Genomic DNA, 18,814 nt, shown 5'->3' with positions numbered 1-18,814 from the left:
CGGTGCCGGGTCACCTACTTTCGGACGTGGCCACGGGATTGGTGAACTCCTAACGTCGTGGTGCGAACCGCGGTTGCCGGATTTCCGGTGGCCGGAGCGGACGATTCGGCGAAGGAGACGCGAATGAGGGCACGCGGGTTCGGGCGCATCGCGGCGATCGCGGTGGCGGTGGGGGCGCCGCTGGGCGTCGGACTGGTCGCGGGGCCGGGCGCGGAGGCCGCCGCGGCGACCACGGTGTACTACACGTCGAGCGGGGCACCGGACTACGTGGCCCAGATCGACCAGGGGGCGGCGAACTGGAACGCCGCGGTCACCGATGTGAAGCTGGTGAAGCGCTCGTCCGGGGCGACGGTGGTGTTCCACGAGATCCACAGTGGCGGGTCGTACACGCAAACCGACGGGCACGGAAATGGAGACGTGTATTTGGATACGTCTCAGGTGGCCGAAGGGTTTGATCCGACGAGGATTGCGGCGCATGAATTGGGGCACAATCTCGGGTTGCCGGATGATTATGACGGGCCTTGTTCGGAGTTGATGTCGGGGCACGGGCCGGGGACGTCGTGTACCAATGCCAAGCCGAGTGCGGAGGAGGCAGCGGAGGTGCAGCAGTTGTGGCGGAACGGGTTCGGGGGTGTGAAGGGCGTGGGGACTCGGGTTACGGCTGGGGTTTACTGAGAATTCCGGGATTTTTCTGAATCGGGATGGCGGGTTCGGGAAGGCGCCCCGATTTCTGATTGTGACTACGTGGAGGGTTTGGATCGGGGTCGGGGAGGGGCTGGGCGTTCCCGCGTGTCGGGTAGTTCGGCTGCGGTTTTCTGTGGGTTCGGGTGGCTTGAATAGCGCTGCTGTTGTGCTGCCGGGCGGCGGTTGGTGGGGTGTGGGCTCCCGCTGTGGAGGGAGGCGGGAAGGCGGGCCGGCTGTCAGGATCTGGGTGTGCGGGTGTTGCGGCCGGTGGTGAGCGGGGTGACCTATCGCCGATGGGTCTACCTGATCCTGGGCGGGGCGATCAGCGTGCCGTACCTGTTGTTCGCGGCGGTGGCGGTGCCTTCGCTGGCGCCGTTCGTGACGTCGATGGGGTGGGCGTCGGTGCTCGGGGTCGTGGTGACGGTGGTGGTGCTGGGGGCGACGTCGTTCCTGCCGGCGGTGCGGGTGCTGGAGGCGGCCGCGGTGCGGGAGCTGCTGGGCGAGGCGGCGGCGGGGCGGCCGGCCACCGTGCGGGCGCGGGCGCGCTACAGCGTGATGTTCGTGCTGCACGTGGGGGTCGGGGCGGTGGTGAGCACCGTGACGCTCGCGGTGCCGGTGGGGTTCGGGTTTTCGGTGAGCGCGGTGTTCACGGGGAAGCTGGTGGACAACGGCACCGAGGTCGTCGCCGTGGACCGGGGGTGGGGGTCGGCGTGGCTGCCGGTGGCGTTCGCGGCCGCGTTCGTGGTGCTGGTCTACGCGGTGTGGGGCGTCGGCGGGCTGCTGCGGCGGGCGGCGGGGGCGCTGCTGGGGATGTCGGCGGCCGAGCGCATCGCGCAGCTCGAGCGGCGGACCGAGCAGCTGGCCGAGCGCACGCGGCTGGCGCGCGAGCTGCACGATTCGGTGGGGCACGCGTTGTCCGTGGTGACGGTGCAGGCGGGGGCTGCGCGCCGGACGTTGCGGACCGACCCGGGGTTCACCGAGCAGGCGCTCACGGCCATCGAGGAATCGGCGCGCACGGCGTTGGACGACCTCGACCAAGTACTGGGGTTGTTGCGCGACGGGGCTTCGTCACGCAATCCGCAGCCGGGCCTGGCGGAGCTGCCGGCGCTCGTCGAGGCGACGCGGCTGGCGGGCGCGGAAGTGCACGCCGACGTGGCGGGTTCGCTGGCCGCGGTGCCCGCGGTGGTGTCGCGTGAGGTGTATCGGATCCTGCAGGAGTGCCTGACCAACGCGGTGCGCTACGCGGGCCAGGTGCCGGTGCGCGTCGCCGTGGTGGTGTCGGCGGGGCAGCTGTGCGCGACGGTGGCGAACCCGCTGGGCGCGGCGCGGCCGTCGCGGGCCCGCGGTGGGCGCGGCCTGCGGGGCATGGCCGAGCGTGCGGAGCTGCTGGGTGGCAAGCTGACGGCGGGACCGGCGGGGAACCGGTGGGAGGTCATGGTGACGGTGCCGTGGGGGAACCGATGAACGTGACCGTGCTGCTGGTCGACGACGAACAGCTCATCCGCGCCGGCCTGCGCGCGATCGTCGACGCGGAGCCCGACCTCACGGTCGTCGGCGAGGCCGCCGACGGCGCCGAGGTCCCGGGCCTGGTCACGCGCCTGCGTCCCGACGTGGTGCTGATGGACGTGCGCATGCCCGCCGTCGACGGGATCCGCGCGACGCGGCACCTGATGTCCACTGTGGACGCACCGCCGAAGGTAATCGTGGTGACCACCTTCGAAAACGACGACTACGTGTACGACGCCCTGCTCGCCGGCGCCAGCGGCTTCCTGCTCAAGCGCGCCCGCCCGGAGGAGATCGTCGCGGGCATCCGCACGGTGGCCACCGGCGAGTCCCTGCTGTTCCCGGCCGCCATCCGCCGCCTCGCCGCCGCCCACCCCCGCGGCCCGGCCCGCGACGGCCTCACCTCCGCCGCCCTCACCGACCGCGAACGCGAAGTCCTGCGCCTCATGGCCGCCGGCCTGTCCAACACGGAAATCGCCACGAACCTCTACCTGGGCCTCCAAACAGTCAAAACCCACGTCGGCAACATCCTCGCCAAACTCGGCACGCGCGACCGCACCCAGGCGGTGATCCGGGCTTACGAGTCGGGCTTCGTGACACCGAAGCCCTGACTTGGCCCGTGCACCTGGGATGGTTCGCGTGACGCGCGCGACGGGCCGGGCCTTGCCGCGCGCGGTTCGGGGTTGGTGACGGCGGCCGGGGTCCGGGGAAACGTGCGAGCAACCGGCGACGCCAGGCCTCGGCACTGCGGCTCGACCTGCGCCGACCGCGCCGGATGCGGGCGGCCCGGGCCTGCGAGTCCGGCTTCGTGACACCGAAGCCCTGACCTGGCCCGTGCCCCTGGGACGGTTCGCCTGATGCGCGCGACGGGAGCCGGGCCGGGCCTGCGAGTCCGGCTGGACCACCCGAAACCCGACCCACCCGGCCGCGCGCCTACGAGTCCCGGCCCGGTCGGTCGCCTCTTCAGGCCGAGCGGCCGACCGCCACGTCGCGGCCGATGCCGCGGAGGACTTCGACGCGGTCGGAGCCCGGGCGGCTCAGGACCCAGCTCGAGCCGGGGACCGCTTTGGCTCGCTTCTTGAGCGGGGCGAGCAGGCGGGAGGCGTCGCGGTAGGAGGGGATGGAGCCGCTGCCGCAGACGAGGGTGGCCAGGGACACGGTGACCGGCATGCCCTCGGCGGACCAGTGCGTGTCGAGGAGGGCGGCGGCGACCGTGCCGATCTCGTCGACGTCGCAGACGATGAGGAAGTCGTCGCCGCCGACGTGGCTGACGCGCATGCGCGTGAGGCGCCGCGAGAGGCCCGTGAGGGTTTCGCCGAGGGCGCGGATGAGGTCGTCGCCCGCGGCGAAGCCGGCGTTGTCGTTCACGGACTTGAAGGAGTCGACGTCGAGCCACGCCGCCACGAACTGCTCGCCCGTGGAGATGCGGCGTTCGACGTCGCGCGCCACGGCCTCGCTGCCCGGCAGCCGCGTGAGCGGACTCAGGGTCACGGCCTCCTCGACCTTCGCCTCGGCCACGCCGCGCACCACCTCGGTCACCAGCACCACGCCGAGGGTCCGGCCCGCGTTGTCGACCACGACCACGTCGTCGCCGGTGCGGCCCCAGTCGGCGTCGGTGACCAGCTCGAGGAACTCCAGCGCGCTCGCCGTGGCGTCGATGGTGTGCGGCTGGTCGGCCAGCCGCTCGGCCGGGCGCTTGGCGTGCAGGGCGTGGCCGTACGGGCCGGTCACGGCGACCAGGAACCGCGTGCGGTCCACCGACCACTGTGGACGGTTGTGCTCGTCGACGCCGATCACACCGGTCGGGGCGTCGGCCGCCGCGAGGACCTCGCGCACGTCGTCGCAGGTCGCGTCGGACGGCAGCGTGGTGGCGGGGCGCAGGAAGTCGCCGACGCGGGGCGCGGTGAGCGGCGCGGGCGAGCGGCGGTCGTCGGGCACCACGGCGCCGGCCGACGGCGCGCTGCGGTGCGCGGCCGGCGGCGCCAGCAGGTTGCCCTGCGCGATGCGCACGCCGAGGCTCTGCGCCGCGTCCAGCTGCGGGCCGGTCTCGATGCCGGTCGCGACGAGCCGGATGCCGGTCCGTGTCGTGAAGTGCAGCAGCGACTCGACCACCGCGACGGCCGCCGGCTCGTCCGGCAGGCCGCGCAGCACACTGCGGTCGAGCTTCACCAGATCCACCGGCGCCTGCGCCAGCAGGGCCAGCGGAAGGTCGCCGCGGCCGAGACCGTCGAGCGCGAGCCGGAAGCCCAGCTCCGACAAAGCCCGCATACCGCCCAGAAGCCGGTCTCCGGGCAGGTGCGTGAACGGCGGGCCGATCTCCAGGACCACGTCACGCGTACGGCGGCCGGCGGCGCCGAGCTCGGCGATCAGCTCGTCGAACGCGGCGGGGCCCGACGCGAGCGTGCGGGCGGAGATGTTCAGGTGCAGGGGCAGCGCACTCGGGCGCTCGGCTTCCTGGCGCACGGCGGCCGCGGCCAGGCCCAGGTCGACCTCGGCCAGGCGGCCGGCGCGACGGGCTTCGGCGAGCAGTTCGTGGGCCGTGCCCTTGCCGGGGCGGGCGAGCGCTTCGTACGCGACAACGCCACCGGTGTGCAGGCTGTACATCGGCTGGAAGGCGAACCGGACCGCACGGGGCGTCGTCACGCGTAGATCGTCGCATCCTCTCGCGCGGAAACGAAACCGTTGTCAGCAGATGTTCACCGTGCGGGAACCTGGTTTACCTGAATCGGCGTAGCGAAATCGGCAGTGATCACCCGTTCGGGATGGATTTCCGTGGGCCGTTCGGAAGTGTGAAAATTCCCGTCTTCACCATGCGAGTACACGATCTCGCACACCGTCCGTGGTGGTTCGGTTCGCGGCAGTGACCAGCGGGTCCGTCCACCAGGAGCTTGATCGTTTGACCCGAAGAAGTTTCGGATACGGAATTCGCGGACCGCTGCCCGTTCGGCCCGCCGGTTCCGTACGTGGTACCGCTCCCGGCTGCGCGCCGGCGCATTCGGCCGCCGATTCCGACACCGTTACCGAATCGTATTCGGCCGGTGGCCCGCGAGCCGTGCGCGAAGCGTCGGCGGCGCGGCGCGGAACAGCCGGGCCATCGCCGCCGCCGTGCCCGGCAGGTCTTCCCGGCCCGACGTGTAGGCCTGCTGCACCGGAGCCGGCAACGCGAAGAAGAGGTCGAAGAACTCGGCGAGCTCGGCAGGCGACATCCGGCGCAAAGCGCGCAATCCGTACTGCCGCAGGGAATGCACGGCCCGCGCCTCGGCTGTCCACAATGTCCGGCGGGCCGCGCGCACCGCCGCCGCCGGCCCGGCCTCGAACGCGCCCGCCAGCGCCGCGGCCACGCGGGGGGCCAGCCGCAGCGCCGTCGCGACGCTGTACCCGGTGGCGGGGTGCACCAGCCCGGCGGCGACCCCGAACGGGACCACCGCGCCGCGCCCCGGCAGCGGCACGTCGAGCACGATCCGCACCCGCTCCTCCCGGCCGTGCGGCCGCAGCCCCGCGCCCGCGAGCCGGGTCCGCAGCCGCGCGGCGAGCTCCGCCACCGGCACGCCCGGCCGGTGCGCGAGCGACGTCTCCTCCACGAGCACCGCGCCGTCGCCCAGCGGGAGCAGGTAGCGGAAGCTCGGCGCGCCGTCGCGCCAGTCCATGAACACGGCCGTGTCCGCGGCGCCGGGCACCAGCCGCTCGGCGTCGGCGGCCGGCAGCACGAGGCCGTACGCCGTCTGCTCGGCGCGGGGCCCACCAGGCGGGCCGCCGGACAGCACTCGGTTGCGCCCCGACGCGTCCACGACCACCGCGGTGGCGAGCCGGCGGTCGTCGGCGAGCACCACCGTCGAGCCGTGGCGCCCGTGCTCGGCGTGCGCGACGCGCCCCGGCACCACGGTCACCGGTACCGCCGTGAGCCACGACCGCAGGCCGGTGTTGTCGAGCACGAGGTAACCGCGGTCGAGCCGGTGCTCGCGCGTGCCGAACGCGACGGTCGCGCCGGGTGCCGCCGCGATCACCTCTCCCGGCAGCCCGGGCAGCTCGTCGGCCCACGCGCCGTAGGTGTTGCGCCACGGCGCCCGCGGCGCGGGGTCGACGAGCGTGGTCGCCAGCCCGCGCCGGGCGCAGGCGCGCGCCAGCGCCCACCCGGCGGGTCCGCCACCCGCGATCAGCACGTCGCTCACCCCTCCGATCCTGCCGCATCCGGCGCGTCGGCCGGGGGCCGGACAGATACGGTGGAGCGCATGTCCGAGACCGACCCGAGGGCCGCGCGAAGGGACCCGTCGAGCTCCGTGGGCGGGTTCACGGACCTCGCCACCAGCCCGTTCCGCATCGACCGCGACCGCATCGCCGCCTCGCCGTTCTTCGCGCGGCTGGGCGGGGTCACGCAGGTGGTCAGCGCCGGCGGCGCGGGGCTGCTGCACAACCGGCTCACCCACAGCCTCAAGGTCGCGCAGGTCGCCCGCGCGATCGCCGAGCGGATCACCGGCGCCAGCGAGTCGGCCGAGCTGGCCGCGAAGCTCGGCGGCTGCGAACCCGATGTCTGCGAGGCCGCCGCGCTCGCGCACGACCTCGGGCACCCGCCGTTCGGCCACCTCGGCGAGCAGACGCTCGACCGCATCGCGCGCCACCGCTTCGGCCTCGCCGACGGCTTCGAGGGCAACGCGCAGACGTTCCGCATCCTCACCACCACCGACGTGCGCGGTCCGTCGGCGATCGGTCTCGACCTCACCGCGGCCGTGCGCGCGGCGGTGCTGAAGTACCCGTGGGCGCGGCTGCACTACCCCGAGCCGCACCCCACGTCGATGGGCACACCGCCGCGCGGCGCCGCCGAGCCCGACGGTTCACCGGGCACGGGCGCGGGCAAGTTTTCCGCCTACGCCACCGAACTCGACGACTTCGCGCAGGCGCGCGGCCCGTTCACCGGGCGCATCGAGCCGTGGCAGCAGACGGTGGAGGCGTCGGTGATGGACACCGCCGACGACATCGCCTACGCGATCCACGACCTGCAGGACTTCCACCGCATCGGCGTGCTGCAGCACGCGCCGGTCGCCGCGGAGCTGGGGGAGTGGCTCGACCACGCGCTGGAGCTGGCCTCGCTCGACGACGAGCAGGTCGCCGCGCAGCTGCGCCGGCCCGGCCGTTCGCTCGAACAACTGCGCCGGCGCATGCACCTCAAGGACAGCTGGATCGCCGACGACGACGCGTTCGCCGCCGCGGTGCGGCGCGTGCAGCGCGAGCTCGTCGACGGGCTGCTGGAGAACGGGTTCGACGGCTCGATCGAGGCCGAGCAGGCCACGGCCGCGTTCTCGGCCAACTGGACCTCCCGGCTCGTCGACGGCGTCTTCGTGCTGTCCTCGCCCTCCACGCGCTCCGGGCACGTCTCGCTGCGCACCGCGCAATGGCACGAGGTGCAGGTGCTCAAGTTCGTGCATCGCCGGTTCGTGCTCCTGCGCCCGGACCTCGCGCTGCACCAGCGCGGGCAGGCCAGCCTCGTGACCTCACTCGTCGACGCGCTCGACGCGTGGCTGCTCGACCGCGACGAGCTCGGCCGCCTGCCGCGCCGGCTGCACGACCTCGTGGAGCTCGCGCAGGACGAGTACGCCGGGCTGGTCCGCACCATGCCGGAGGTCCTCGTGGGCGCGACCGGCGAACGGGTGGAGGGCGCCGACGCCGTGCGCAGCCTCGCGCGCGGGCGCGCCGTGGTCGACTTCGTGGCTTCGCTCACCGACAAGCAGGCCGTGACGCTGCTCGACGCGCTGTCCGGGCGCGCCGCGCAGCCGTGGTCGGACTCGTTCGTGCTCTGAAGCCGGCTCAGCCGGTGCTGCGGGGCGGCACTGCCGCTGAATGGCCTACGACCTCCGGCGGGTATGGGAAATTTACAGCCATACATCACCCTAACGGCTGCTTTTTCCCATTTACCCCGGGTACTTAGCTGGATCCAGCCGGTGATCACCGGCGTTGGCCAGCGTGAGTCGGGGCACGCGGTGCGAGATTCGGAGGCGCACGTGCGTCGAAGCCGTTCCACTAGAGCCGGGTTCAGACCGAGAGCCAGATCCAGAGCGACCGTCCTGACCGCGGGGGCCGCGGCGCTGATCGCCGCGCTGGGCATCGTCGCCCCGCCGGTCGCGGGCGCCGCGACAGCGTCCACACCGGACTCCTTCTCCGACAACTCCGCCCGGCAGATCGCGGCGTTGCAGTCGCTCAAGACCGGGCAGACCAAGGCGGAGTCCAAACTGGACAGCCGCCTGCTCGTCGCGCAGAAGCTGCGGGCCCAGAAGCTGAGCGCGTCCGCCGTACCCGCGCTGGGGGCGGGTACGGCGAGCACCGCGGTCGTGGACATCCGGGTCACGAAGGTGTCCGACGCGCTGGTGAACGACCTGCGCAAGGCCGGTGCCGCCGTGCGCACCGTGTCGGACAAGGCCGCGAGCATCCGCGCCGAGGTGCCGCTCACCGCGCTGCCGGCGATCGCCGCGCGTGCCGACGTGAAGCGGGTCGAGACCGCCGACCAGGCGATCACCGCCCGTGAGCTGGAAACCAAGGCGGGGCAAGGGAAAACGGCGCCCGTCGAGACCAAGCAGCAGAAGGCCGCCCGCCTCGATGCCGCGCTGGACCAGGCGCTCGCGGCCAAGAACCGGCGTGCCGCCGCGGCCACCATCACCAGCGAGGGCGATCGCGCGCACAACGCCGACCTCGCCCGCCAGCAGTACGGCGTCACGGGCACCGGGGTGAAGGCGTGCGCGCTGTCCGACGGGGTCGACTCGCTCGCGGTCTCGCAGGCCAAGGGTGAGCTGCCGGCCGTCGACGTCGTTCCCGGCCAGGCGGGTGACGGCGACGAGGGCACGGCGATGCTGGAGATCATCCACGACCTCGCGCCCAACGCGGCCCTCGGTTTCGCTTCGGCGTTCGCCTCCGACGCGAGTTTCGCCGACAACATCCGCAAGCTGCGCTTCGAGTCGCACTGCGACGTGATCGTCGACGACGTCATCTACTTCAAGGAATCCCCATTCCAGGACTGGATCATCGCCCAGGCCGTGAACGACGTGACCGCCGACGGCGCGCTCTACTTCTCCTCCGCGGGCAATGAGGGCAACGTGGCCGACGGCACCGCCGCCCACTGGGAAGGCGACTTCGTCGACTCGGGCAAGTCGGTCGGCAAGTTCGCCGGTACCGCGCACAACTTCGCGGGCGCGGCGGGCCCCCAGATCTTCGAGCCGATCTCCGATGCCTCCTCGGCGGGTATCCCCGTCACGCTGCATTGGTCTGACCCGCTCGGCGCTTCGGGCGACGACTACGACCTCTACCTGCTCGATGCCTCGGGCAACGTCGTCGCGTTCAGCCAGGACGTGCAGGACGGCACCCAGGATCCGTACGAGCAGCTCGCCACCCCGCCTTTCGGCGGCACCGGCCTGCGGCTCGCGGTGGTCAAGTTCTCCGGTGCGGGCCGCTACCTCTCGCTGACGGCCTTCGGCAGCCGCTTCCGCGACTCGGCCGACGGCCTCAAGGCCTACAGCACCCCGGGCGTCACGGTCGGGCACTCCTCGGCGCGCGACGCGTTCTCCGTCGCCGCGGCACCCGCGGCCGCCGCGTTCGGCCGGGCGCTCGAGCCGGGTGACCCGGCCAACCCGACCGGCCCGTTCCCCGGCGCGTTCTCCTCGGCCGGCAAGGCCGAGCGGTTCAGCTCCGACGGCCCGCGCCGGATGTTCTACGAGGCCGACGGCACGCCCATCACGCCGGGCAACGTCTCCTCGACCGGCGGCGAGGTCCGCGACAAGCCGGAGATCACCGCGGCCGACGGCGTGCGCACCTCGGTGGGCGGGTTCGACCCGTTCTTCGGCACCTCGGCCGCCGCGCCGCACGCCGCCGCCATCGCGAGCCTGGTGCTCTCGGGTAACCCCGGGCTGTCCGGTTCGGACGTTCGCGACGCGTTCCTCGCGACCGCCGTGGACATCGAGGCACCCGGCAGCGACAACCTCACCGGCGCGGGCGTGGTCCTCGCCGACAAGGTGCTCGCCTACACCGGCGCCAGCCCGCAGCCCTACGCGCAGGCCAAGCAGCCCACCGTCACCGGGCCCGAGGGTGGCAGCACCCTCGACCCCGGTGACACCGCGAAGGTGACGCTGCCGGTGACCAACACCGGCGACGGGGTCGCGTCGTCCACGAGCGTCGTGCTCACCACGACGACGCCCGGCGTCACGATCGCGCCGCGCGCCAAGTCCTACGGCACGATCAGACCGGGCCAGACCGGCGTCAACGACTTCACCGTCACAGTCCCGGCCACCCAGGGCCTCGGCGTGCCGGTGGTGCTGTCGGCCAAGGTGACGTTCGCGGGCTCGTTCTCGCCGACGACCAGCACGTTCGCGCTGCCGGTCGGCACGCCGTCGCCGGTGGTGCAGACCTTCTCCTACACCGGTGCGCCGGTCGCGATCCCGGACAACTCCCAGCTCGGCGCCTCGGTGCCGCTGGTGGTGAGCGGTGTCGGGGCCGCGTCGAAGGTCTCGGTCTCGATCGACGGCTCGAGCTGCACTGCCGACGAGGGCTCGACCACGGTCGGCCTGGACCACACCTACGTCGCGGACCTGGTCGGCACGCTGACCTCGCCCTCGGGCGCGTCGGCCACGCTGTTCCAGCGGGCCGGCAGCGGCGGCAACAACCTCTGCCAGGTCGTGTTCGACGACAGCGCCCCGGCGCTGCTGAGCACGGTCGGATCGCAGTTCGCGCCGTTCACGGGCACGTACCTGCCGATCGACCCGCAGACCCCGCTCGCCGGCACCTCGGCGGACGGCACGTGGACGTTCACGGCGGTCGACGTCGCCGGCGGTGACACGGGCTCGATCCGCAGCGTCTCGCTGCACGTCAACGGCTACGCGTCGGCGGGCACGGGGAGCACGGCCGGAGCGGCCGCGCTCGTCCGCCCGGTGGTGCACGCTGGTCCGGCCATCGCCTGATCGAACCTGATCCACCCTGACGGGGCCGTCGCGTTTTCGCGGCGGCCCCGTACCGTTGTGCGCATGGCCAGGGCGCGGCGGGTCGCGGGGGGCGGGACGGCGGTCGAGGTCACGCCCGATCGCCTCGCCGGCTGGTTCACGCGCTTCGCCGAACGCAACGACGGCGTGCGCTCCACTGAGCTCGCCGAGCACGAGGTACGCGTCTTCGCGGGCAACGGCATCACGGCCACCGCGACCGTCCCCTTCGGACCGCTCGCCGTCACGGGCACCCGCGACGGTCTCGCCGTCGAACCGCTGGTGGACCACGCGCTCGTGCCGCGGCTGCTCGCGTTGCTGCTGGTACGCGTGGGCGGGCACTCCCTCGGTCTCGCCCGCGGCGGGGCCGTGCTGCTCTCGCGCACCGACCGCCACCTCGTGCAGGGCCGCACGGCCGCGGGCGGCTGGTCGCAGCAGCGGTTCGCGCGCCGCCGCGCCGGGCAGGCCAGGGTGGCGCTGCACGCGGCTGCGCAGGACGCGGTCGAGGTCCTGGTGCCGCGGCTGTCCGAAGTGGACGCCGTGGTGCTCGGCGGCGACCGGCACGCGCTCGGCGAACTGCGCGCCGACCACCGGCTCGACCCGCTCTTCGCCCGGGCGGAACCCCGCGTGCTCGAGATCCCCGAGCCGCGCCGCAGCGTGCTGGACGACGCGGCCGAACGGGCGATCTCCGTCGAAGTCGTGCTGAGCCGAGCGTGAGACCCGCCACGCGGCGGAAAACCGTTCGACGCCGACCCGTACACTGGGTCCCGTGGAACGGGAAATCCTCACGGAGTAGCTGCCGCACCGGGCGCTCGTGACCGATCTTCGTTTGAGCGGGGACGGCGAGCGATGCCGGTGCCTGCCGCTGTCCACGTTCACCCCCGAATCCGGGAGTTCTCTTGATCACGGCCACTGGCCTCGAGCTGCGTGCCGGCTCGCGCATCCTGCTGAACGGCGCCACCCTCCGCATCCAGCCCGGCGACCGCATCGGCCTCGTCGGCCGCAACGGTGCCGGCAAGACCACGTCGCTGAAGGTCCTCGCGGGCGAGGGCGAACCGCACGCGGGCGAAGTCCGCCGCAGCGGCGAGCTCGGCTACCTGCCGCAGGACCCGCGCGAGGGCGACCTGTCCGTCACGGCGAAGGACCGCGTGCTGTCTGCGCGCGGCCTCGACACGCTGCTGCGCGACATGGAGAAGGCGCAGACCGCGATGTCCGAGCTCGTCGACGACAACCAGCGCGACAAGGCCATCAACCGCTACAGCCGCCTCGAAGAACGGTTCGCGTCGCTCGGCGGGTACGCCGCCGAGAGCGAGGCCGCGCGCATCTGCTCGAACCTCGGTCTCGCCGACCGCGTGCTCGCGCAGACGCTCAACACCCTCTCCGGCGGTCAGCGCCGGCGGGTGGAGCTGGCGCGCATCCTGTTCGCGGCCGCCGAGGCCGGCGCGGGCGGCAAGTCCGAGACGATCCTCCTGCTCGACGAGCCGACCAACCACCTCGACGCCGACTCGATCACGTGGCTGCGCGGCTTCCTCAAGCAGCACGACGGTGGGCTCGTGGTGATCAGCCACGACGTGGAGCTGCTCGCCGACGTCGTGAACAAGGTCTGGTTCCTCGACGCCACGCGCGGCGAGATCGACCTCTACAACATGAGCTGGCAGCGCTACCTCGACGCGCGCGCCACCGACGAGAAGCGCCGCCGCCGCGAGCGCGCGAACGCCGAGAAGAAGGCGTCGGCGTTGCAGCAGCAGGCCGCGAAGCTCGGCGCCAAGGCGACGAAGGCCGTGGCGGCCAAGAACATGGCCCGCCGCGCGGAGCAGATGCTGTCGCAGCTCGACGACACGCGCCAGGCCGACAAGGTCGCGCGGATCAAGTTCCCCGAGCCCGCCCCGTGCGGGCGCACACCGCTCACGGCCGACGGGCTGTCGAAGTCCTACGGCTCGCTCGAGATCTTCACCGGAGTCGATCTTGCGATCGACCGCGGCTCGAAGGTTGTCGTACTGGGTTTGAACGGTGCCGGAAAGACGACATTGCTCCGGCTGCTCGGCGGAATGGAAACTCCGGATACCGGTTCCGTCGAGCCGGGTCACGGATTGCGTTTGGGCTATTACGCACAGGAACACGAAACTCTCGACCACGATGCGAGTGTGTGGGAAAACATCCGACACCTCGCGCCGGACACGGGGGCGCAGGAGTTGCGGAACCTGCTGGGTTCGTTCCTGTTCACGGGTGAACAACTCGACCAGCCCGCCGGCACGCTTTCCGGCGGTGAGAAGACCCGCCTGGCACTCGCCGGGCTCGTCTCCAGTGCGGCGAACGTGCTGCTCCTGGATGAACCGACCAACAACCTCGATCCGGCCAGCCGTGCGCAGGTCCTGGACGCCCTGCGCAGCTTCGCCGGCGCTGTGGTGCTGGTGACGCACGACCCGGGCGCGGTCGAGGCGCTGGAGCCCGAGCGCGTGATCCTCCTGCCCGACGGGACCGAGGACCATTGGTCCGCGGATTATCTGGAACTTGTCCAGCTAGCGTGATCAGATACGGCCATTTGGGTGCTTGCCACGCTCCGTGAAGCACTTGAATGGCCCAATGTGATCGCAATTTCGCTCGTTTTACGTCTGTCGTCTGGCATTCCTGGGCTTCGTGTTCGATCATTGCCCCGGCAGGGGCCGTCAAATGGCCCAGAACTCCACTCGGCGGGAAGGCGATCGACGTGGCTGATCTCAAGAAAGGCGCGCGGATCACCGGCAACACGCGCGACAAGCTGGCCGCTGACCTGAAGAAGAAATACGAGAAGGGCTCGAGCATCCGGGCCCTCGCTGAGTCCACGGGGCGTTCCTACGGGTTCGTGCACCGTGTTCTCTCTGAGTCCGGGGTCCAGCTGCGGGGGCGCGGCGGGGCCACGCGGGTCAAGAAGAAGTAGCAGTACCAGGCCGACTGCGCGGGGGGCGCAGTCCCTGTTCGGCTGCTCGGAACGTCAGCACTCCTCCGAGCAGCACCAACGGATAAACCAGGTAGCCGTAGCGGGTTGCCGGGGTGAGCAGGACCAACGCGCCGAGTCCGACGGCGATCCGCAAGAGCGCGGCGGATCCCGTCGCGGGGGACGGCGCACCAGCCACGCCAGCATCGCCACCGCCGCGGCCGCCACCAGGACGAGTGAGATCACGCGGCCCGCTGAGCCGGTTTCCGCGATCAGGTGGCCCGGAAGCGGGCTTGCCGCGGGGGAGCGCACCACGCCCATCCCGAGCGGGAACCGGATCACGTGCTCCACGAACGCGCCCGGGTCGACCAGGTACACCGGCAGGTGCAGCACCACGGTCGCACTGACCAAAGTGGTCACGAACCACGCGAGCGCCCTGCGGTCGCGTGAATTTCCGTTGTGCGTACGGCACAACACGAAGACCGCGAGCACGGCCGCGGCCGGCGCGACGATGAGCTTCGCGCTGATCACGAGTGCCAGCACGAATCCCGACCAGCCCGCGCGGCCGGTCGCAGCGAGTGCACAGGCGAGCACGAGCAGTCCCACAATGGCGAGATCGGGGCCGGCGACGGCCCAAGTCAATGCGGTGAGTGGGCACGCGATTGCCAATTGTGCCGAAAGAACCGGAATTCGCGGCCATTTCAGCATTCGTAGTGAGGCGATCACGCAGAGAGACGCGCAAAGTGCGAACATCCACCGGGCATCGGTGAGCGCATTGGTGAACGGCGTTCCCCCGAACAACGCGCGCGGAAGGCCGAACACCGTCATCACGGGTCCGTAGGGCGTGTAGTCGTTCACCTCGGGAGCGCGCCCGAGAGCGGTCACGTCGAGGTATGGCGTGCCGTGCTGAAGCAGCAGGCTCGCGCTGCGTTCGATCACCCACACCTCGGGCTGCGCAGCCCACGAGAACGGCGTGACGAGCCAGTCGACACCGGTCAGTCGGCGAATCACGAGCACCACGAGCGGGATGATCATCGCCAACAACCCGATGACCGCGATCGAGCACCACCGCGAGCCGAGCCGGCTGCGGGGCGTGCGCCCGAGCCGGGCCGACACGAGCAGCCAGCCGCTGTGGGCTGCGGCGAAGCCGTACGCGGCCGTCGCGAAGTCGGCCCAGATCCGGTAACCGTAGAACTCGGACTTGAGCGCGCTGATCAACGCGAAGGCGAAGCAGCCCAGGTAGAACACCAGGTCCCAGGTGAGCACGCGGGCGGCCCGGTCCGCGCCGGCCCGGGCCGGCGCCATCAGCAGCTGCACCGCTTCCCCCTCACGAACCTGGCCGTCCCCGTCGCGTCAGGCTACCGAGGGCGTCCGGATCACCCGTGCTCGCCCGTTCGGCTCAGCTCGCGCAGCCGCGGGAGCAGCGCGGCCGCCTGCTTCGCGCGGCCCACGGTGTCGCCGGCGGACGGGAGCATGAGGACGAGGTCGGTGAACCCCGCGTCGAGGTAGGTCCGCGCCTCGCGCAGGGTGTCGCTGTCCTCGGCCGAGAGCCGGAACTGCACGGCCCGCCGCACCGTCGCCGGGTCACGCCCGACCGCCGCGCAGTGCCGGTCGAGCACGCCCGACAGGCGCGTGAGCTCCTCGACGGGCGTGCCCGGCAGGCTCGCGTTGAGCCACACGTCGGCGTGCTCGGCGACGATCCGCAGGCCGCGGCGCTCGCCGTTGCTGCCGAGCCACAGCGGAGGCTTCGGCGTCTGCACGGGTTTCGGGTCGCTCGTCGCGGCCGTCAATGAGTAGTGGGTGCCGGTGAAGTCGGCGACCGGGCGCGCCCACAGCAGATCGAGGACGGTGCAGGCCTCGGCGAGCCGCTCGACGCGTTCGCGCGCCGGCGGGGTCGCCACGCCGAGCATCGTGTCGGCGAGCTCGTCGCCACCCGCGCCTAGGCCCATGTCGAGCCGGCCGCCGCAGAGATGGTCGACGGTCGCGGCCATCTTGGCGAGCACGGCCGGGTGGCGGTTGGTGTTGCCCGACACCAGGCAGCCGATCCGCACGTGGCGCGTGGCCTCGGCCATGGCGGCGAGCAGGGTCCAGGCTTCGAAGACGGCGCCGGTGCGGACCGGGCCCATGGGGGCGAAGTGGTCGAAGGTCCAGAGGCCGTCGAACCGCGCGTCGTCGGCGATCGCCCAGATCTCGCGCAGCGCCGCGATGTCCGTGAACTGCTGCGCGGGTTTCAGTCCGAAGGTCACCATGGGGGCTCCTGATCGTCAGGGCGAAAAATCATCAGCACTACTGATTATCAGCGTAGAGCTAGGATGCAGCTCATGTCGAGTGCCCCCGAAACCCCGGCCGTCGTGACCCGCCGGCTCGGTTATCTGCTCAAGCACGCGCAGCTGCGGCTGGCCGAGCTGCAGGAGCCGCTGCTGGCGCCCCACGGGGTGACCGGGCGGCAGGTCGCCGTGCTCGCGCTGCTGGCCGACGGTGAGCCGCAGTCGCAGCAGGAGGCGGCCGCACGGCTCGGCGTGGACCGGACGACCATGGTGCAGCTCGTCGACGAGCTGGAGGACAAGGCGCTCGTCCGGCGCCAGGTCGACCCCGCTGATCGCCGCCGCCGGATCGTGACGCCGACGGAGGAAGGGCTGCGGGTGCTGACGGCGGCCACCGAGGCGTCGGAGGAGGCGGAACGGCGGCTGCTGGGCCCACTGGGCGGGCGCGAGGCCGACGGGTTGCGCGAGGCGCTGTGGGCGGTTGTTCACCAACGGTGAACGCCACGGGTGGACGGTACGGGGAAGAACTCGGGACGAACCGGCGTTGTGCTGGGCATCTCGGGAAAAAAGCTCAAGTAATGTAGAAGTTTTGTCGATCGGGGGAAAGGCTCCACATGGACAACTCGTGGGCGTTGCTCGGTTCCGTGATGCGGGGGGCCGACACGCCAAGGGCGCTCACGCGCGGAACCGTGAAACGGGTCGCGCGGTTCGCTCGTCCGCACTGGTCACGGCTGCTCGTGTTCCTCGTGCTCACGGTGGTCTCCGCGGTGCTCGCGGTGACCACGCCCGTGCTGGCGGGCAAGGTCGTCGACGCGGTCGTCGGCCACCAAGACCTGCCGTTGATCATCTGGCTCGCCGTGGTGATCGCGGTGCTCGCCATCCTCGACGCCGGGCTGGGGCTGGCGGAGCGGTGGCAGTCGGCGCGCATCGGCGAGGGGATCATCCTGGACCTGCGCGTCGCTGTGTTCGCGCACGTGCAGAAGCTGCCCATCGCGTTCTTCACGCGCACCCGCACCGGCGCCCTGGTCAGCCGGCTCAACAACGACGTGATCGGCGCGCAGCGCACGTTCACCGCGACACTCTCGGGCCTGGTCACCAACGTGATCCAGCTCGTGCTCTCGCTCGCGGTGATGGTGACGCTGTCGTGGCAGGTCACGGTTTTCGCGCTGGTCCTCCTGCCGATCTTCGTGCTGCCGGCACGCCGGCTGGGCCGCCGGATGGCCGGGCTGCAGCGCGAGTCGGCGCAGCTCAACGCCGGCATGACCACGCAGATGACCGAGCGGTTCTCGGCGCCGGGCGCCACGCTCGTGAAGCTGTTCGGCCGCCCGCGCCAGGAGGTCGGGGAGTTCAGCGACCGCGCCGGGCGCGTGCGGGACATCGGCGTGCGCACGGCGATGCTCACGCGCTGGTTCATGACCAGCCTCACGCTCGTGTCGGCGCTCGCGCAGGCGCTGGTCTACGGTCTCGGCGGCTACCTCGCCTTCACCGGCCAGATCGCGCCCGGCACCGTGGTGGCGCTGGCCCTGCTGCTGACCCGCCTCTACGCGCCGCTCACGGCGCTGGCCAACGTCCGCGTGGACGTGATGACCGCACTGGTGTCGTTCGAGCGGGTCTTCGAAGTGCTCGACCTCGACCCGATGATCAAGGAACCGGAGAAGCCGAAGGCGTTGCCCGCGGGCGGCGTGGCCGTGGAGTTCGAGGACGTGCGCTTCGGGTACCCGGCGGCCGACCGGTTCTCGCTGGCGTCACTGGAAGACGTGGCCACTTTGGACAGCCGTGGCGGCGAAGAGGTGCTGCACGGCATCAGCTTCCGCGCCGAACCGGGCCAGATGGTGGCGCTGGTCGGCTCCTCGGGTGCCGGCAAGTCGACCATCGCCTCGCTGCTGCCACGCCTCTACGACGTGGACGGCGGTGCGGTCCGGCTGTCCGATGTGGACGTCCGGGACCTGGACTTCGCGACGCTGCGCGCCACCGTGGGCGTGGTGACGCAGGACGGGCACCTGTTCCACGACACCATCCGAGCCAACCTGTCCTACGCCCGCCCGGGCGTGACCGACGACGAGATCTGGGCCGCGCTGGAACAGGCCCGACTGGGCCACCTGGTGCACTCGCTGCCCGACGGACTCGACACCACCGTCGGCGAACGCGGCTACCGCCTCTCCGGTGGCGAACGCCAGCGCCTCACCATCGCGCGGCTCCTGCTGGCACAGCCGAAGGTCGTGGTCCTGGACGAGGCCACGGCGCACCTGGACTCCGAATCGGAGGCCGCGGTCGGCGAGGCCCTCACCGGTGCCCTCGAAGGCCGCACGGCGCTGGTGATCGCGCACCGGCTCTCGACCGTCCGCGCCGCCGACCTGATCCTGGTCGTCGAAGACGGCCGCATCGTCGAGCGCGGCACGCACGAACAGCTGCTCGCCCTCGGCGGCCGCTACGCCGACCTGCACCACACGCAGTTCGACGAGGAGCCGACGGCCGTCGCGTGACGCGCGGTGAAGGGCGTC

General features: G+C 71.8%; 13 protein-coding genes and 2 pseudogenes. 11 read left to right on the top strand and 4 right to left on the bottom strand.

Annotated elements, in window-relative coordinates; genetic code table 11:
- Nucleotides 1-123: 123 nt before the first annotated feature.
- The 3 genes from QRX50_RS42765 (at nt 124) to QRX50_RS42755 (ending at nt 2,798) form a co-directional block, all read left to right on the top strand.
- Entirely contained in the window at nt 124-675 is a 552-nt protein-coding gene (locus tag QRX50_RS42765) for a snapalysin family zinc-dependent metalloprotease (RefSeq protein WP_285968782.1), read from the top strand.
- Between the two features lie 258 nt (nt 676-933).
- The gene (locus tag QRX50_RS42760; protein WP_285968781.1) at nt 934-2,148 is read left to right on the top strand and encodes a sensor histidine kinase; all 1,215 of its coding nucleotides are present in this window, start codon (nt 934-936) and stop codon (nt 2,146-2,148) included.
- On the top strand, nt 2,145-2,798 hold the full coding sequence (locus QRX50_RS42755) for a response regulator (RefSeq protein ID WP_285974700.1): 654 nt from the start codon (nt 2,145-2,147) through the stop codon (nt 2,796-2,798). Before QRX50_RS42760 ends, QRX50_RS42755 begins: the two co-directional genes overlap by 4 nt.
- A 352-nt stretch (nt 2,799-3,150) precedes the next feature.
- On the opposite strand, the gene QRX50_RS42750 is transcribed toward QRX50_RS42755, so the two are convergent.
- Nucleotides 3,151-4,830, bottom strand: coding sequence for a GGDEF domain-containing protein (locus QRX50_RS42750; RefSeq protein WP_285968780.1), 1,680 nt, complete (start codon nt 4,828-4,830; stop codon nt 3,151-3,153).
- A 374-nt stretch (nt 4,831-5,204) separates the two neighbouring features.
- Nucleotides 5,205-6,356 (bottom strand): lycopene cyclase family protein, encoded by a 1,152-nt coding sequence (locus QRX50_RS42745; RefSeq protein WP_285968779.1) that lies wholly within the window; start codon nt 6,354-6,356, stop codon nt 5,205-5,207.
- A gap of 60 nt (nt 6,357-6,416) precedes the next feature.
- On the opposite strand from QRX50_RS42745, the gene QRX50_RS42740 reads away from it, so the two are divergent.
- From QRX50_RS42740 to QRX50_RS42720, 6 genes and pseudogenes are all read left to right on the top strand, one after another.
- On the top strand, nt 6,417-7,979 hold the full coding sequence (locus QRX50_RS42740; RefSeq protein WP_285968778.1) for a deoxyguanosinetriphosphate triphosphohydrolase family protein: 1,563 nt from the start codon (nt 6,417-6,419) through the stop codon (nt 7,977-7,979).
- A 201-nt stretch (nt 7,980-8,180) separates the two neighbouring features.
- Nucleotides 8,181-11,120 (top strand): S8 family serine peptidase, encoded by a 2,940-nt coding sequence (locus tag QRX50_RS42735; protein ID WP_285968777.1) that lies wholly within the window; start codon nt 8,181-8,183, stop codon nt 11,118-11,120.
- Nucleotides 11,121-11,183: 63 nt separating this feature from the next.
- Nucleotides 11,184-11,852, top strand: coding sequence for an acVLRF1 family peptidyl-tRNA hydrolase (locus QRX50_RS42730; protein ID WP_285968776.1), 669 nt, complete (start codon nt 11,184-11,186; stop codon nt 11,850-11,852).
- A 173-nt stretch (nt 11,853-12,025) separates the two neighbouring features.
- Nucleotides 12,026-12,565 (top strand): annotated as a pseudogene (locus QRX50_RS50545) (ATP-binding cassette domain-containing protein); the annotation flags it as partial.
- Nucleotides 12,566-12,781: 216 nt separating this feature from the next.
- Nucleotides 12,782-13,663, top strand: a complete 882-nt coding sequence (locus tag QRX50_RS50540) for an ATP-binding cassette domain-containing protein (protein WP_434533383.1) — start codon at nt 12,782-12,784, stop codon at nt 13,661-13,663.
- A 179-nt stretch (nt 13,664-13,842) separates the two neighbouring features.
- A complete protein-coding gene (locus tag QRX50_RS42720; protein ID WP_003071237.1) occupies nt 13,843-14,052 on the top strand; it encodes a helix-turn-helix domain-containing protein in 210 nt (69 codons plus the stop codon).
- Here QRX50_RS42720 and QRX50_RS42715 read toward each other — a convergent pair.
- Together QRX50_RS42715 and QRX50_RS42710 are read right to left on the bottom strand one after the other, a co-directional pair.
- Nucleotides 14,039-15,354 (bottom strand): annotated as a pseudogene (locus tag QRX50_RS42715) (glycosyltransferase 87 family protein). The gene QRX50_RS42720 and the pseudogene QRX50_RS42715 sit on opposite strands and share 14 nt — an antisense overlap.
- 71 nt (nt 15,355-15,425) lie before the next feature.
- Entirely contained in the window at nt 15,426-16,298 is an 873-nt protein-coding gene (locus tag QRX50_RS42710; protein WP_285968774.1) for an LLM class flavin-dependent oxidoreductase, read from the bottom strand.
- 72 nt (nt 16,299-16,370) lie between these two features.
- Here QRX50_RS42710 and QRX50_RS42705 point away from each other — a divergent pair, with 72 nt between their 5' ends.
- Nucleotides 16,371-16,811: a MarR family winged helix-turn-helix transcriptional regulator gene (locus tag QRX50_RS42705; protein ID WP_285968773.1), complete on the top strand. Its 441-nt coding sequence runs from the start codon at nt 16,371-16,373 to the stop codon at nt 16,809-16,811.
- Between the two features lie 116 nt (nt 16,812-16,927).
- Nucleotides 16,928-18,796, top strand: a complete 1,869-nt coding sequence (locus QRX50_RS42700) for an ABC transporter ATP-binding protein (RefSeq protein ID WP_285968772.1) — start codon at nt 16,928-16,930, stop codon at nt 18,794-18,796.
- The last annotated feature ends 18 nt before the right edge of the window (nt 18,797-18,814 follow it).

This window comes from Amycolatopsis sp. 2-15 (assembly GCF_030285625.1).
In the GTDB taxonomy this organism is placed as follows: domain Bacteria; phylum Actinomycetota; class Actinomycetes; order Mycobacteriales; family Pseudonocardiaceae; genus Amycolatopsis; species Amycolatopsis carbonis.
Note: the sequence above shows the minus strand (reverse complement) of the source record. Positions and strands in the feature narration are given on the sequence as shown.